Source organism: Vibrio sp. A8-1, assembly GCF_013048685.1.
GTDB classification, from domain to species: Bacteria; Pseudomonadota; Gammaproteobacteria; order Enterobacterales; family Vibrionaceae; genus Vibrio; species Vibrio metschnikovii.
Map to the genome: position 1 here is coordinate 48,495 of NZ_VHTC01000013.1, position 15,473 is coordinate 63,967.

At 45.0% G+C, this 15,473-nt stretch carries 13 protein-coding genes and 1 pseudogene; 2 read left to right on the forward strand and 12 right to left on the reverse strand.

The window, feature by feature from the left end:
* Positions 1 to 102: 102 nt before the first annotated feature.
* The 3 genes from FKN93_RS09130 to FKN93_RS09140 are packed head-to-tail and all read right to left on the reverse strand — an operon-like array spanning position 103 to position 1,811.
* Positions 103 to 591: a DUF2489 domain-containing protein gene (locus FKN93_RS09130; RefSeq protein ID WP_170904959.1), complete on the reverse strand. Its 489-nt coding sequence runs from the start codon at positions 589 to 591 to the stop codon at positions 103 to 105.
* 9 nt (positions 592 to 600) lie between these two features.
* Complete coding sequence (gene yihI, locus FKN93_RS09135; RefSeq protein ID WP_170904960.1) at positions 601 to 1,173, reverse strand: Der GTPase-activating protein YihI; 573 nt, start codon at positions 1,171 to 1,173, stop codon at positions 601 to 603.
* Positions 1,173 to 1,811 (reverse strand): class I SAM-dependent methyltransferase, encoded by a 639-nt coding sequence (locus FKN93_RS09140; protein ID WP_154169780.1) that lies wholly within the window; start codon positions 1,809 to 1,811, stop codon positions 1,173 to 1,175. The genes yihI and FKN93_RS09140 overlap by 1 nt, the downstream gene beginning before the upstream one ends.
* A 414-nt stretch (positions 1,812 to 2,225) precedes the next feature.
* Here FKN93_RS09140 and yihA point away from each other — a divergent pair, with 414 nt between their 5' ends.
* Positions 2,226 to 2,882 (forward strand): ribosome biogenesis GTP-binding protein YihA/YsxC, encoded by a 657-nt coding sequence (yihA, locus tag FKN93_RS09145; protein WP_004393907.1) that lies wholly within the window; start codon positions 2,226 to 2,228, stop codon positions 2,880 to 2,882.
* Between the two features lie 681 nt (positions 2,883 to 3,563).
* Here yihA and polA read toward each other — a convergent pair.
* Both polA and hemB read right to left on the reverse strand, forming a co-directional pair.
* Positions 3,564 to 6,359, reverse strand: a complete 2,796-nt coding sequence (polA, locus tag FKN93_RS09150) for a DNA polymerase I (protein ID WP_154169778.1) — start codon at positions 6,357 to 6,359, stop codon at positions 3,564 to 3,566.
* A gap of 753 nt (positions 6,360 to 7,112) precedes the next feature.
* The gene (hemB, locus tag FKN93_RS09155; protein ID WP_154169776.1) at positions 7,113 to 8,168 is read right to left on the reverse strand and encodes a porphobilinogen synthase; all 1,056 of its coding nucleotides are present in this window, start codon (positions 8,166 to 8,168) and stop codon (positions 7,113 to 7,115) included.
* A 233-nt stretch (positions 8,169 to 8,401) separates the two neighbouring features.
* Here hemB and FKN93_RS09160 point away from each other — a divergent pair, with 233 nt between their 5' ends.
* A complete protein-coding gene (locus tag FKN93_RS09160; protein WP_158137525.1) occupies positions 8,402 to 9,163 on the forward strand; it encodes a TatD family hydrolase in 762 nt (253 codons plus the stop codon).
* 32 nt (positions 9,164 to 9,195) lie between these two features.
* Here the strand turns inward: FKN93_RS09160 and tatC are convergent, their stop codons facing one another.
* The 7 genes and pseudogenes from tatC to rmuC all read right to left on the reverse strand — a co-directional run bounded on the left by tatC (position 9,196) and on the right by rmuC (position 15,376).
* Positions 9,196 to 9,939, reverse strand: a complete 744-nt coding sequence (gene tatC / locus FKN93_RS09165; RefSeq protein WP_154169772.1) for a twin-arginine translocase subunit TatC — start codon at positions 9,937 to 9,939, stop codon at positions 9,196 to 9,198.
* A 255-nt stretch (positions 9,940 to 10,194) separates the two neighbouring features.
* Positions 10,195 to 10,476, reverse strand: a pseudogene (gene tatB, locus FKN93_RS09170) (Sec-independent protein translocase protein TatB); the annotation flags it as partial.
* 3 nt (positions 10,477 to 10,479) lie between these two features.
* On the reverse strand, positions 10,480 to 10,719 hold the full coding sequence (gene tatA, locus FKN93_RS09175) for a Sec-independent protein translocase subunit TatA (protein WP_004393899.1): 240 nt from the start codon (positions 10,717 to 10,719) through the stop codon (positions 10,480 to 10,482).
* Between the two features lie 51 nt (positions 10,720 to 10,770).
* Positions 10,771 to 12,402: a ubiquinone biosynthesis regulatory protein kinase UbiB gene (gene ubiB, locus FKN93_RS09180; protein WP_161438654.1), complete on the reverse strand. Its 1,632-nt coding sequence runs from the start codon at positions 12,400 to 12,402 to the stop codon at positions 10,771 to 10,773.
* Entirely contained in the window at positions 12,399 to 13,004 is a 606-nt protein-coding gene (locus FKN93_RS09185) for an SCP2 domain-containing protein (RefSeq protein WP_161425973.1), read from the reverse strand. The genes ubiB and FKN93_RS09185 overlap by 4 nt, the downstream gene beginning before the upstream one ends.
* An 8-nt stretch (positions 13,005 to 13,012) precedes the next feature.
* Positions 13,013 to 13,795 carry a bifunctional demethylmenaquinone methyltransferase/2-methoxy-6-polyprenyl-1,4-benzoquinol methylase UbiE gene (gene ubiE, locus FKN93_RS09190; protein WP_154169764.1) on the reverse strand — a complete coding sequence of 261 codons (783 nt, stop codon included), beginning with the start codon at positions 13,793 to 13,795 and terminating at the stop codon, positions 13,013 to 13,015.
* 48 nt (positions 13,796 to 13,843) lie between these two features.
* A complete protein-coding gene (gene rmuC / locus FKN93_RS09195; RefSeq protein ID WP_154169762.1) occupies positions 13,844 to 15,376 on the reverse strand; it encodes a DNA recombination protein RmuC in 1,533 nt (510 codons plus the stop codon).
* Positions 15,377 to 15,473: the final 97 nt, after the last annotated feature.

The following is a 15,473-nucleotide window of genomic DNA, read 5'->3' on the forward strand; positions in this document are numbered from 1 at the left end:
GGCAATAGAGATCGTCTGCGTGTTGGCACCGCAACGGCTTTCGAGGTATAACGCGACAAGCGTACACCATCGAAAGCATTCATTGAAAACCGGATGAATAGATTAAACGAATTGAATAGGAATTTGTTGATTCAACGGCCGAATACGCTGTTGTAAGGCTTTTAGCTCAACAACAATCGCATCATTAAGACGCACTTCTGCTTTCTGACGCGTCAGGTTATGGCGCATTCTTTCTTGCTTTGGCATCGCTTGTCGAGCGTCGCCACGAGGCATATCTTTAACAATGTGGTACAGCTCTGCGGTGGCTGGATAGTCACGGTCAAAGTCTACCCGTTGTTCACCCTGCACATAATCCATAATGCAGTAAACTCGAATGGCGATTTCCGATAAATCACACTGACCTTGAATACCGGCCAAACAGAGTGTATTCACACTATCAAAAATATTGGCGTTACGTTTTTCTATTGCCAGTGTTTGATGTTGCTGCTGTAACTGAGTTTGTTTTTTAACTTGCAATAACAAGTAAACGGCATAGCTTGCCAAACCAAGAATGATCAGTCCACCAACCATCATCAACAAAAGCGTATTCATACCATTGTCCTACTGTTTGTACCCATCCACATCTAGATTTTCAAATTGCGCCAACAACTCATCATCGGATTGAACTTTACGTACCTTAGATTGAGTCGCTTGTGGGACAGAAAAATCATCTTCAAGCTCATCGTCTTCATCAGCAGCATCATCGAACAACCCAAGTTGCTTCATCAATACTTCGATGCGATCGAGTTTTTCGTCGACGTATTTTTGTAAACCCGCACCCAGATTTTCACCACTATCAATTCTATCTAGCAGAACGTTCAACTGAGGATCATTTTCCAGCATCGCTAACTCTTGTTCAGCATCTAAACGGCGCTGCTGCTTACTGGCTTTTTTACCCGTTTCCACGATCAATGGAATTTTTTTCTTGCTTCCCAAGCGCGGATCGCGAGCTTGCTCAGCAGTACGTTGACTTTGCTCACCGCCATCGGAATGGCGACTACCACTTTTCAGTCCTTTGCGTTTTTTCAATTTTTTGCGCTCACGGCTTTCTACATCAGCCTCACTACGATTACGTTTACGAGCAACAATCAGTTCACCGTTAAAGCCGGTTTTTGCTTTCTTTGTACGAGACATTACTGGGGTTTCCTCAGTAAAATTACATCATTTCCGATAAATTCAAGTTCGAGCTTATCCCGCTCGGCCAGAAACTGAAAGGTATCACGACTAAAAAAACTCACATGAGTAAGATCATTTTTATAGTGCCATCCAGCAAACGCATCCACGTTTTTCACTAGTTTGGTCATGATACCAATCCAGCCTCCTGGCTTAACTAAATTCAGCCATTGCTGCCAAATACGGTGAGGATCATGTAAATGCTCAATCACTTCACTGGCAGTCATAAAATCATAGTCCCTTTGTAGGACTTCTTGCTGTCGATAATAAAAGAAGTCATACAATGCGACGTCGTGTCCAGCTTCTTCAAGCATGACCGACAACGTCGGGCCTGGGCCACAGCCAAAATCCAATCCCTTCGATTGAGGAGCAAGTCTCTCAAGCATTGGCTGAGAAAGACGCGATAAAAAACGACGATAGCCCAGATCGTTAGGATTATTGTCGTGCAAATCGTAGAAACTTTTCTCACGTTCAGCGCTCAATCGATCAACCGGAGGCACAAAGACCAATCGACAAACCGAACACTCCCTATAAGCGCGATGATTATCGGCAAAGTAAGCGTGGGTTTGAACGCTGTGGCACAAAGGACAAGTCTGCATTGTCGCCTCCTGATTGGGGGATGCGCAACATACCAGAAACTGGCGATAGTGTGGAGCCTCTTTGTTCAAAAACAGAGCAATTATTGTAAAAAGATCATCAATCCATTTATCACACGACAAAAAGACCCGACCGCCGCGAATAAGCGATGCGCTAGGCTTAACCTAAAAATCAACAATGACTCCTCATCGCCCAGCGAAGAAGACAATATCCTTGGCGAGGTAAGTCATTAATATAAAAAACTAAAAGGTAATTTAAGGCGAGCGGATGACTTTCTTCCCATCCGCTTGTTGATAATTGTCCAGCTTACCCAAGCACTCATGGTACAATCATCGGTCTTGTACCGAGTACGATTCTTCGACTAAGTTTTTATAAAAGCAATCAATCGACTACGCAAAGTCGAGATGGAGTTAACATTGAGCGTAAAAATTCACTATCAAAACACGCATTTTATTACCAGTGCGCCAGACATTCGCCATCTTCCCGCCGATGACGGTATCGAAATTGCGTTTGCCGGACGTTCAAATGCTGGCAAATCAAGCGCTCTCAATCGCTTAACCAACCAAAAAAGCTTGGCGAAAACCAGTAAAACCCCTGGAAGAACTCAGTTAATTAATCTATTTAAAGTCACCGATGGTTGCCATATCGTTGATTTACCGGGTTATGGCTTTGCACAAGTACCGCTAGAAATGAAAAAGAAGTGGCAAAAATCACTGGGTGAGTATCTGCAACAGCGCTCTAGCCTAAAAGGATTGGTGGTGTTAATGGATATCCGCCATCCAATGAAAGATCTCGACCAACAATTGGTCTTGTGGGCGGTTGAATGTGCCATTCCGGTGCAAGTACTGCTGACTAAAGCGGATAAATTGAAAAGCGGTGCACGTAAAGCCCAACTCAACAAGATCAGAGAAGAGTCATTATCGTTCGGTGGTGATGTCAGTGTCGATGTGTACTCGTCGCTAAACGGCTTAGGGGTCGATACCTTACGCAGTAAACTCGATAGTTGGTTTATGCCTGAAGTATTGCGTCGTACCGAACAACCGTTATCAACCGACGAGCCACCTGTCGCTTAGTCATTATTCGTTTGTTGATTTATATCCAAGCGATAAAAATCCCCACCATCCTGGTGGGGCAACGGGAGAGAAATAGGAAGTCATTATTGTTATAGCGCTAGCATTCCTCAATCCCGCAAAAATTACAAGACGCTACCACCCACAATCTTGCTTCAACACCACAAAACATATCGCCATTTTTAATTTATTAATCAATAAATTAAATCAAAAAAACCACCATGCTATAGACTTGATTTTCCGCTAAAAAGAATCGAAAGTGTGAATGACGTTTAATGACAATACTGATCAAAAACCATCGTCAATCAGCTTTATATTGAGGCGCTGCTTAGCCGAAATAATCGACCAGATTTCAGCCGCGAAGATTGATGATACGAGAGATAAAAAGATGGGAAGCGCACAATAAAAAACGCCCCAGTCAATAATCGACTGGGGCGGCTGAATCAGCCTAATCCAATAACGTGAAACAAAAGGTCTGAAAGATAGAACATCTTACCTCTGTACCCTACGGAATTAAATCTACAGCAACTGGTCATAAATGAAAATAGTTTTTGTAGTTTTTTTTCATTAAAATTTTATTAAAATACATAAACACTTGAAAATCACTCAATTTTTTTCGATTAAAAAAAAGCCAGCGATAAGACGCTGGCTAGAATAATTGATTGATTTTATGCTAAATCGACGTTAATGGGCTTCATCCCAGTTGTTTCCGTGACCAGCATCAGCCACTAACGGCACGTTAAGTTGGGCAGCAGATTCCATCAATTCTTGTACTTTACTTTCAATTTCGGATAAAGCTGACTCTTGCACTTCAAAAACCAGTTCATCGTGTACTTGCATTAACAGTTTTACGCGTCCTTGCCCCTCTGTCTCGATCCAATTATCCACTAATAGCATCGCTTTTTTAATGATATCAGCGGCAGTACCTTGCATCGGTGCATTGATCGCCGCCCGCTCAGCGGCTTTACGACGCATGCCATTCCGTGATTGAATTTCAGGTAAATGCAAACGACGACCAAAGAGCGTTTCCACATACCCTTGCTCTGCCGCCATACTGCGCGTCTCTTCCATATAACGCAGCACACCCGGATAACGTTCAAAATATTTGTCCATATAATGCTGAGCTTCAGAGCGAGGAATACCGAGTTGCTTAGCAAGACCAAAGGCGCTCATGCCATAAATAAGGCCAAAGTTGACCGCTTTGGCACGGCGACGCTGCTCACTGGTTACCTGATCAATACTCACGCCAATGATTTCTGCTGCCGTCGCGGTATGGATATCCTTGCCTTGCTGGAAAGCGTCCAGCAACGCAGGATCGCCAGACAAATGAGCCATGATTCGTAATTCAATCTGTGAGTAGTCGACTGCCATGATTTTCCAGCCCGCTGGAGCAATAAAGGCCTGACGAATACGGCGTCCTTCTTGATTGCGGATCGGAATATTTTGTAAGTTTGGATCGGTTGAAGACAAACGTCCTGTCGCCGTTACCGCTTGATGATAAGAAGTGTGCACCCGCCCAGTTGTTGGGTTGATCATCTTTGGTAGCTTGTCTGTGTAGGTCGACTTTAATTTAGCCAATCCACGGTATTCAAGGATCACCGCTGGTAACGGATAATCTAACGCCAATTCTTGTAGCACTTCTTCGTTAGTCGATGGAGTACCTGATGGCGTTTTTTTCACCACAGGTAACTTCATCTGCTCAAACAAAATCGTTTGTAATTGCTTTGGTGAGCTTAAATTAAATTCTTGATCAGCCAGCTCATAGGCTTTGCGCTCGAGCTCAACCAAACGCTGGGCAATTTCTTGAGATTGAATCGCCAGTAATTGATCGTCAATCAATACGCCTGTGCGCTCCATACGTGATAACACCGGCACTAATGGCACCTCAATATCACGATAAACAGCGAATAGCGGCGCATCCGCTTCAAGCAAAGCTTGTAAACGATGGTGTAACCTTAGTGTCACATCGGCATCTTCCGCGGCGTATGGCGCAGCCTGTTCAAGATCGATTTGATTGAAGGTCAGTTGATTTTTGCCCTTACCAGCCACTTGCTCAAAAGAAATGCAGCTATGTTGTAAAAAGCGTAGCGCTAAGCTATCCATATCCTGCTTACCACCAACGCTGTTATAGACATAAGAAGCCAGCATCGTATCATGAGCAATGCCACGCATCGTTATCCCATAACGCGCCACAACACTGGCGTCGTATTTCAGATTTTGACCAACTTTAGCCAATTGAGGATCTTCTAATAGCGGTTTTAGCTGCGCCAGTACCCAATCACGGTCCAGCTGCTGAGGCGCATCAAGATAGTCATGCCCAACGGGCACATACGCCGCCTCTCCTTCTGCTACGGCAAACGAGAGACCCACCAAATTAGCGACCATATAATCGAGACTGTCTGTTTCCGTATCAAACGCAAACACTTCGGCTTGTTTGAGCTTAGCTAACCATATCGCAAAACTCTGTTCATCAAGGATCGTCTGGTACTGACTGCGATCAATTGTTACCGCTGAGTGCTCACTCATCACCGTGTGCGCTTGGCCAGAGGCCACTTCTCGCTGGGTGATAGGTTCACGAGCTTCAACCACGCCATTACCGCCGTCTAAGAGTTCCGTTAACCAAGATTTAAACGCCATTTTTCCATACAGCGCAATTAAGGCGTCGCAGTCGGGAGTGGTTTTCAATAAAGACTGCGGCGTGTGATCCAATGCAACATCGAGCTTAATCGTGGCTAACTGATAAGATAACCAAGCATTGTCACGATTTTCTTCCAGCTTCTTGGCCATGGTTTTTGAACCACGGAAGCCTAACTCCGCAATTTTATCTAAATTGGCATATAACGCCTCAAGGCCACCAATCCCTTGTAACAAGGCGGTCGCGGTTTTATCACCCACACCGGGAACGCCAGGAATGTTATCGACTTTATCGCCCATCAAAGCGAGATAATCGATGATCAACTCAGGCGGAATACCAAATTTTTCAATCACCCCTTCGCGATCCATGACGACATTGGTCATGGTGTTAATCAAAGTGACATGATCGTTGACTAATTGCGCCATATCTTTATCGCCGGTACTGATCAGCACTGGCATTCCCGCTTGTGATGCTTGCGCCGCTAAGGTACCGATCACATCATCCGCTTCCACACCTTCAATCGAAATCAGCGGTAAACCCATTGCACGAATAATCTGATGCAAAGGTTCAATTTGACACCTTAGATCATCCGGCATCGGAGGGCGATGAGCTTTATACTGATCGTACATGTCATCACGAAAGGTTTTACCCTTCGCATCGAAAATCACGGCCATGCGCTCTGAAGCAAATTGACGCATCATGGCACGCAACATATTGACGACCCCATACACCGCATTGGTCGGGATCTCACCATTGGTCATGGTGCCTGGGTAGGCGTGAAACGCGCGGTATAAATAAGAGGAGCCATCGATCAAAATGAGGGGGTTATCAGGGATACGAGCCATAGTTTTGCTATCCGAACAGAAACAATAAGCGCCTAGGATGCCATGACTGCTGCTTGGTTTCCATGCTGATCAAGCTGACTCGTTGCCTAAGCGTACCCCGAGATCGGTTCTGCCTCCCCTTCATCTGTGGATAAGTCTGTTCATAGATTTTATCCACACCGCTATCACTCTCTTTTTACCACTGCCAATCAAAATTAAAGTTACTGATATTTAAGGAATTTAATCCAGATCGACAAAGACAACAATGATCCTTTAACGATCATCCATTGTGGAAAAGATACTTGCTGTCCTTTTACTCACGCTGAGATCCCGCTCGAAATTAGCTGATTACAATTACAACAGTCTCATCCAATCTTGCTGACGTCATTGAGTAAAATCTACTCATGTGACAGATTGACTTGCCGAACTCATAGCATAAAAAAAGCGACACCCGAAGATGTCGCCTAGCCGTATGCTGGTGAAGCTAATGGTAAAATCAACTCCCCAAAAAGCTAAATATTACACTGGAAGCAATGTGAGCAATGTCGTGTCAAAAAGAATCTGTGTTACCCAATAACCTCTGCTTATCCGCTAGCAATAGATAAAGCTAACATAATCAGCAGGTCTGTTGTTGAACTCGACTTATCCCCTAAGACAAGGTTAATAATAATCGTTCTCATCTTAATGTCAACACTCAAATGAGAAAAAATCTCATTTGTTGATCTACCCCACTTTTATTGTGGGGTAGTTTTTATTGTGAGTGTGAGGTAGCTTTTATTTTGAGGTGGCTTTCTGACGCAAATGCTTCGCCGCTTGAGCGTGATCATCGGCTAACCATTCGGCGACTTGTTTAGCAAAATAGGTCAAAATGCCGTCGGCTCCAGCGCGCTTAAAGCACAATAGTGACTCCATAACGGTTTCACGTTCTTTAAGCCAACCATTTAAGATCGCCGCTTTATGCATCGCATATTCACCAGACACTTGATAAGCAAAAGTGGGCACTTGCAACTCACTTTTCACTCGGCGTACCACATCAAGATAGGGCATACCGGGCTTAACCATCACCATATCCGCGCCTTCGTTAATATCCATCGCGACTTCATGCAATGCTTCATCACTGTTGGCCGGATCCATCTGATAGTTTTTCTTATTGCCCCCTTTGAGATTACTTGCCGATCCGACCGCATCACGAAACGGCCCATAGTAACAAGACGCATATTTCGCCGAATAAGCCATGATCTGAGTATGGATATGCCCCGCCTCTTCAAGCGCTTGGCGAATTTTACCAATTCGTCCATCCATCATGTCTGATGGTGCGACAACATCCGCGCCAGCTTGAGCATGGGACAATGCTTGCTTAATCAATACCTCGGTCGTTGCTTCGTTGAGCACATAGCCACTTTCATCAATGATCCCATCTTGGCCATGCGTGGTAAAAGGATCTAAAGCCACGTCGGTAATCACGCCCATTTGAGGGACATGCGCTTTCAGTAATTTGACCGCACGCTGCACTAATCCATCCGGATTATAGGCTTCTGAAGCATCGAGACTTTTTGCATCTGGAGTCACGACCGGAAACAGGGCGATGGCTGGAATTCCTAATTGCGCTAAATATTGCGCTTCTTCTAACATCAAATCGATAGATAGACGTTCAACACCGGGCATCGACTCTACCGCTTCACGACGATCTTTACCCATTAAGATAAACATCGGATAGATCAAGTCATTCACCGAGACGCTGTGCTCTGCGACTAAGCGACGACTAAAATCATGTTTGCGTAAACGGCGTAAACGACGGCCAGGGAACTGACCTTGGATTGATACAGACACTCGACTCTCCTTAGTTGTCGAACCGCACAGCAGTGATAGGACCACCAGCGGTCGTGATTGGAACGTGTAGTCGTGAAATCATATCACTCTAATCACTTGGCGCTAGGCTCAATCCAAGAAAAGGCGAAAAATGATCTCCGTGGTCCACTCGCGTATACTGCTTCTTTATCGAATATCATCCCGCTGACGATAGCTCGGAAGCGTCAACAGCCACTAACCATAAAGAGATTACGATGATTGATACCCATGCCCATGTTTACGCCAGTGAATTTGATCACGATCGCGACCAAGTGATACAACGTGCGATTGAACAAGGTATTGAGCACATTTTGTTACCCAATATCGATCTCGACTCTATCGCTCCTATGCTCGCTACCGAAGCGGCTTATCCTGATTTATGCCGATCGATGATGGGCCTGCATCCTTGCTATGTAAACGCCGACGTCAAACAAACGCTCGAGCAGATAGAATACTGGTTTACACAACGCGAGTTTATTGCCGTAGGCGAAATCGGCATTGATTTGTACTGGGACAAAACCTATCAAGCCGAACAAGAGATGGCATTCATTACCCAACTGAACTGGGCAAAAAGCCTTAACTTACCGGTCGTCATTCATACTCGTGATTCCATCGATCAAACCTTAGCCCTACTCAAGCAAGAGCAAAATGGTCAATTACGCGGTGTTTTCCATTGTTTTGGCGGAACGGTTGAACAAGCCAAAGCGATCAATGATCTTGGCTTTCACTTAGGTTTAGGCGGAGTATCAACGTTTAAAAATGGCGGAATGGATAAAGTAATTCCAGCGCTCGATTTGAACTATCTGGTATTAGAAACCGATTGTCCTTACCTAGCGCCAGTGCCGCATCGCGGTAAACGTAATGAGCCAGCGTACACTCGATTAGTCGCAGAGCGAATTGCAGAGTTACGCGGCCTAAGCACCGAGTACGTCGACCAATTCACCACTAACAATGCCAAAGCCTTATTTAAGTTATAACCAACGACGACCAAGCCATCGCGATATCGCGATTACTCTTGCGCCTCACGCGGCTCTCTCTGGCCGTAAAAGCGCGCAAAAAACAGCCCAACTTCAAATAACAAGCACATAGGTATGGCTAATAGGGTTTGAGAAATAATATCCGGTGGCGTGAGTAGCATACCAATCACAAAAGCGGCGACCACAATATAGGGCCGCTTTTCACTGAGCGCTTTCGGTGTCGTCGCGCCAGTCCAACACAGCAAAATAATCGCTACGGGAACCTCAAACGCAATACCAAACGCCAAAAAGAGTGACAACACAAAGTCTAAATAGCTAGCGATATCGGTAGCAAATTGTACGCCCCCCAGCGAAATGGCGGTAAAAAAACCAAACACTAAAGGAAACACGACAAAGTAAGCAAAGGCAACACCACAATAAAACAGCAAAGAACTGGAAACCAACAGTGGAAAAATCAACCGGCGCTCATGTTTGTACAAACCAGGGGCAACAAACGCCCAAACTTGATACAAGATATACGGCACCGATAAAAAGATAGCGACAATTAACGTCAGTTTCAGTGGCGTAAAAAATGGCGAAGCGACATCGGTAGCAATCATCGTCGCACCAGCAGGCAAACGCTCAACCAGAGGCCGAGAAACAAACTCGTAAATCGTATTTGAAAAATAAATCAAACCAATAAAAACGACGATCACCGCCGCAATACTGCGTAATAAACGGTCACGTAATTCAAGTAAATGGGCGATGAGCGGCTGGGTTTGTTCAGCGGATGACATAACAACCTCGGTTAATATGGAGTACAAGTAATCAGTATCAGCTGATGGCGGTTTCATCACTGAAAGAGACTATCGCTGTAGTGGCGCGATACCACGCCAACTCAATCACCGCCTTTGTACAGCCGAACCGTTCGGCTTACTCTGGCGCTTTGCTGGGTGTTTTTTTGTCACAGCTAAGTCTGATGTCGGATTTGTTGGTTTCAGCGCAGAAGCCGAGTCTGGCTCGACAATGTTCTCAGCATTAGCACCGTAAGAACGCTGCACATCCTGTGCTGCTTTTTTTAGCGTATCGACGGATTCTTGTAGCTCTGGCGATAGATTTTTCATCCCCATTTGCTCCGCTTTACGTAATTGCTCTTGCAGTTCCTGCACCTTTAGCTCTTGGGCCAACTCTTCTTTGACGCTATTTGCCATCCCTTTGGCAGTAGCAACAAACTTAGCCACACTGCGTATTGCATGAGGTAAACGCTCTGGGCCCAGCACAACCAGTGCAACCACCGAGATCAATACCAGCTCCCAAAAACCGATATCAAACACAGCTTACACCTTCTCTTGGTCTTTTTTGGCTTCCGCCGTGCTTTCCGTTTTCTGTTGCTGTAGATTTTTCTGCTCAAAATCGGCATCTTTCTTCGTCGGGTCTTCTTCTTCAGCCATCGCCTTTTTGAAGCCTTTCACCGCACTGCCTAAGTCACTGCCTATGCCACGTAATTTCTTAGTGCCAAATAATAAAACAACGATCACCGCAATAATAAGCAGTTGCCAAATACTGATACCACCCATTTTCTCTACCTCGGGTTATGTGTTAATGATGAATTCTTCAGTGAATCTAAGTTATCGACGATACACTCGCCAGCTTAACCACCAGCTAATTGCACCCGCCATCACCGCTCCCATCGCTAATGAAGGATAGTCGGTTAATAATAAAGCAGAGCATACGACTAAAGTGGCGCCAACACCAAATAAAAACTGCCCGGTCGATTGCTGCCGCTTCGATGTACAGTAGCCTTGATAAAACTGCTCCATACGCAGATTGAGGTTTTTCCCCTGTTTTAAGCTGTCATAGAGTAGCTCGGGTAATTCTGGGAGTTTCTCCGCCCAAAATGGCGCTTTCTCTTTGACCGCGTTAATCACCGCCTGAGGACCAACCTGATTACGCATCCATTTTTCTAAAAAGGGTTTTGCGGTTTGCCACAAATCTAATTGCGGATAAAGCTGACGACCTAATCCCTCAACATACAACAACGTTTTTTGCAGTAATACCAGTTGGGGCTGCACTTCCATTTCAAACCGTCTGGCGGTATTAAACAAATTCAATAACACGTGACCAAACGATATTTCACACAAAGGCTTAGCAAAAATCGGCTCACAAACAATGCGAATCGCGACTTCAAACTCATCGATATTGGTATCGTAGGGCACCCATCCTGAGTCAACATGCAACTGCGCCACTTTACGGTAATCACGATTAAAAAATGCTAAAAAATTCTCTGCCAAATAACGCTTATCTTCAGCATTTAACGTGCCGACAATCCCGCAATCTAAACCAATCCATTGCGGATTTTCTGGATGTTCAGGATTAACAAATACGTTACCCGGATGCATATCTGCATGGAAAAAACTATCGCGAAATACTTGGGTAAAAAACACCGTCACTCCACGCTCAGCCAACAGTTTCATATTGGTGCCGTTGGCTTTTAACCCCGCCAAATCTGACACTTGAATACCATAAATGCGTTCAGAGACCATGACCGTTTTATTACTAAAATCGGTGATGATTTCTGGTACGTACAGTTCTTCGCTGTGTTCAAAATTACGACGCAGTTGGATTGCATTGGCGGCTTCTCGTCGTAGATCCAGTTCATCGAGTAAGGTTTTTTCATACTCACGTACCACTTCAACCGGTTTTAAACGACGTGCTTCTGGCGTCATTTTGGCAATAATACGCGCTAAGCGGTACATCAGTTTTAGATCCGCATCAATAACGGGGCGAATATCGGGACGGATCACTTTCAAGACAATGTCGCGACCATTAGATTTGAGTTTCGCGGTATGCACTTGGGCAATGGACGCCGAAGCTAAAGGCTCAATATCAAACTCATCAAACCAAGTATCTAATGGCCCGCCGAGCGCTTGCTCCATATGTTGCTGCGCTAAAGCACCATCAAACGGAGCAACTTTGTCTTGCAACATCGCCAATTGATCAGCGATATGCGGTGGGAATAAATCTCGTCGAGTTGACATCATCTGACCAAATTTAATCCACACTGGACCAAGTTCTTGTAACGCAAGGCGCAGCCGTTCACCCAGAGGCTTATCGGAATGTTGATTACGAATCCAAAACAACATTTTACGTGCCAGTAATGGCGCTTTGCTTAATTGGTGTTGTGGGATCAGCTCATCTAAACCATATTCAAGCTGAACTTTGATGATGCGATATAAACGCTTAACTTCTGCAGGAGTCATACTTTTCCCAGTAACTGATGCAATTTGGCTTCTAAACGAGCGGCATGACTTTTTACTTCATCCACTTGATCACAAAAATCAGCGATTTCTAATGGCGGAGGAGCAATACGCCACTCTTCGGTGAGGACTTGGGCGACATAATGTTGCTGTTTGACAAAGTGGCTGGTCACTTGCTGATGCACATCCTTAATGCCTTGCACTACAGTATGAGCGACCACATCGCCAGTAATACGTGATAACCACTCTTCAAGATCGGGCTTACAATCTGTCAATAATTGAGCAAATTTTTGTGCTAGCTGAATATCGCCTTGTAACACCAGTTTGTCTTGTTTAATCAGTTGCGTGATATTGGCCTGCTCACGCAACTCAGGCAAAATAGTCAATGATAACGACAAGTAGCAATCGGGCTGAGCTTCATAAGCACCAAGCACATCAATTTGCTGACTGAATACAAAAGTAAAGGTTTGATCGATCTCTTTAATATGCAGCTGTATCACTTGCCCTTTCAAACGAGTAAGTCGACGGTGCAGTTGTGGATCATCCTCAATTAAGGTATTGAGCGTGGTTTCCATCACCGCAGTGATCAAAGATTGAAACGGCATAAGACCCCTTAGAATTTGTAACCACGGTGTAAAGCGACAATACCGCCAGTGAGGTTATAGTAAGTGGTTTGTTCAAAGCCTGCGCTCTCCATCATGCCTTTTAACGTCTCTTGATCAGGATGCATGCGAATCGATTCAGCCAGATAACGATAACTTTCTGCGTCATTAGCAATCAACTGGCCCATTTTCGGCAACAGATGAAACGAGTAGGCATCGTATATTTTGGAGAGTGGTTCAAGGACAGGTTTAGAGAATTCGAGCACGAGTAAACGACCACCCGGTTTTAATACTCGATACATCGAGCGTAGCGCTTGATCTTTATCGGTCACATTACGCAAACAAAAACTGATCGTGATGCAGTCAAAGTAATTATCGGGAAACGGCAATTCTTCGGCATTAGCTTGCACATAGTGCACATTACCGACAATGCCTCGATCGCGCAGCTTATCACGGCCCACATTGAGCATTGAATTATTAATGTCCGCTAAGATCACATGGCCTTTTTCACCGACAATACGCGAAAACTTGGCAGTTAAATCCCCCGTACCACCGCCGAGATCAAGAATTTTCTGTCCAGGACGCGCACCCGCACAATCAATCGTAAAACGCTTCCATAAGCGATGAATACCACCAGACATCATGTCATTCATGATGTCGTATTTGGCAGCGACAGAATGAAATACTTGCGCCACTTTGGTGACTTTTTCGTCTTTGGCGACGGTAGTAAAACCGAAATGGGTGGTTTCTTGATTGTCTATTGTTGTATTGGTTTGCACGCTGATATCCGTCATTGTTATTCCTCTTGGGCAGTCTTACACCTAAACTGCAACTGCGGACGATTAGTTTACTTTATCCTCAGTGGGATGTCTTTCTAGTAAAGGCGCAAAATCAGGATCCGATTCACGCTGCGCTTGTTCCACCAACTCACTCGCTATCGAACGTTTAATCTCCACCCCAAGCTGCTTAAAACTTTCCGCCTGACGTATCGCATTACCACGCCCTGTCGCCAGTTTATTCATAGCCGATTGATAGCTCTGATTAGCGCGATCCAGTGCACCGCCTAAACCTTGCATATCTTCTACGAACAAACGCAGCTTATCGTACAATTTACTGGCTCGTTCTGCGATCTCTTGCGCATTTTGATTTTGACGTTCATAACGCCAGAGGTTATCAATGGTACGTAGCGCTACTAATAAAGTGGTTGGGCTGACTAAAATAATATTTTGCTCAAGGGCATCTTTGACTAGGCTTGGATCCGCTTGAATCGCCACCTGAAAGGCCGGCTCGACCGGAATAAACATCAGCACATAATCTAAACTGTGTAGCCCTTTCAACTGGTGATAATCTTTTTGACTCAAGCCTTTCAGGTGATTACGCAGCGCCGATAAATGGTCGTGCAGAGCACGATCGCGTTCACTATCGGTCTCGGCATTAAAGTAGCGCTCGTAAGCCACCAGTGCCATTTTTGAATCAATCACCACTTGCTTATTGTGTGGTAAATGGACGATCACATCGGGTTGATAACGTTTCCCAGCGGAATTTTGTAGGCTGACTTGGGTGTGATATTCATGCCCTTCGCGCAAACCTGATTCTGCCAATACCCGAGCAAGCACCACTTCGCCCCAATTGCCCTGTTGTTTATTATCCCCTTTTAAGGCTTGGGTGAGGTTGAGCGCTTCTTTGGCCATTTGCTCATTCAATTGCTGCAAGTTACGCAGCTCATGTACTAAGGTATGCCGCTCTTTCGCTTCTTGGTTAAAACTGTCATTGACCTGTTTTTTAAACCCTTCGAGCTGCTCTTTCAGTGGATTAAGCAGCCCAGCTAAACTCTGTTGGTTTTGCGCATCAACTTTTGCAGTTTTGTGTTCAAATACCTGATTAGCAAGTTGCTCAAATTGCTGCTTTAAACGCTCTTCAGCTCGCTCAAGCAATTGCAGCTTATCTTGACTGGCTGCGAGTTGCTGCTCATGTCGGGCTTGCTGCTCATGGAGTTGCACTTCCAATTGAGTTTTGAGATCGCGCATCTGGTTCAATTGCTCAGCATAAGCCAAACGCTCTTGTTTGATCGCTTCAAAATGGCGTAATTTTTCCATCACCGCCATCATCTTGCCATGCGCTTGTTTTAACTCAAATTCCGCTTTATCACGCTGCTGATCAAGCTCATCTAACTCTTGCTGAGCTTGCTGTAACGACTGCTCTAGCTGCGTTTTTTGTTGTTGATGCCAACGGGCTTCGCTCGCTAATTGCTGCTCTAATAGTTGCAGTGAGAACTGCATTTTCTGTTTTACCCACCAGCCAGTGGTAATCGCGGCAACGCCAGCGGCAGAGAGCGCCGCCAGCCAAGTCGTCGCATGTTCCATGAACCATTGCATATCAAGCACTTCATCAATTATCACTTTAATTAAAAATGGTATGGTGATACTGGATAAATGTCCAGTTTACTGACTGGTTTTTCCACCGTAGATTAGC

What these genes read in the sequence shown, in the direction of transcription:
- FKN93_RS09130 (WP_170904959.1), bottom strand. Translation starts at nt 591, where the DNA reads ATGAATACGCTTTTGTTGATGATGGTTGGTGGACTGATCATTCTTGGT.
- yihI (WP_170904960.1), bottom strand. Translation starts at nt 1,173, where the DNA reads ATGTCTCGTACAAAGAAAGCAAAAACCGGCTTTAACGGTGAACTGATT.
- FKN93_RS09140 (WP_154169780.1), bottom strand. Translation starts at nt 1,811, where the DNA reads ATGCAGACTTGTCCTTTGTGCCACAGCGTTCAAACCCACGCTTACTTT.
- polA (WP_154169778.1), bottom strand. Translation starts at nt 6,359, where the DNA reads ATGGCTCGTATCCCTGATAACCCCCTCATTTTGATCGATGGCTCCTCT.
- FKN93_RS09160 (WP_158137525.1), top strand. Translation starts at nt 8,402, where the DNA reads ATGATTGATACCCATGCCCATGTTTACGCCAGTGAATTTGATCACGAT.
- tatC (WP_154169772.1), bottom strand. Translation starts at nt 9,939, where the DNA reads ATGTCATCCGCTGAACAAACCCAGCCGCTCATCGCCCATTTACTTGAA.
- tatA (WP_004393899.1), bottom strand. Translation starts at nt 10,719, where the DNA reads ATGGGTGGTATCAGTATTTGGCAACTGCTTATTATTGCGGTGATCGTT.
- ubiB (WP_161438654.1), bottom strand. Translation starts at nt 12,402, where the DNA reads ATGACTCCTGCAGAAGTTAAGCGTTTATATCGCATCATCAAAGTTCAG.
- FKN93_RS09185 (WP_161425973.1), bottom strand. Translation starts at nt 13,004, where the DNA reads ATGCCGTTTCAATCTTTGATCACTGCGGTGATGGAAACCACGCTCAAT.
- ubiE (WP_154169764.1), bottom strand. Translation starts at nt 13,795, where the DNA reads ATGACGGATATCAGCGTGCAAACCAATACAACAATAGACAATCAAGAA.
- rmuC (WP_154169762.1), bottom strand. Translation starts at nt 15,376, where the DNA reads ATGCAATGGTTCATGGAACATGCGACGACTTGGCTGGCGGCGCTCTCT.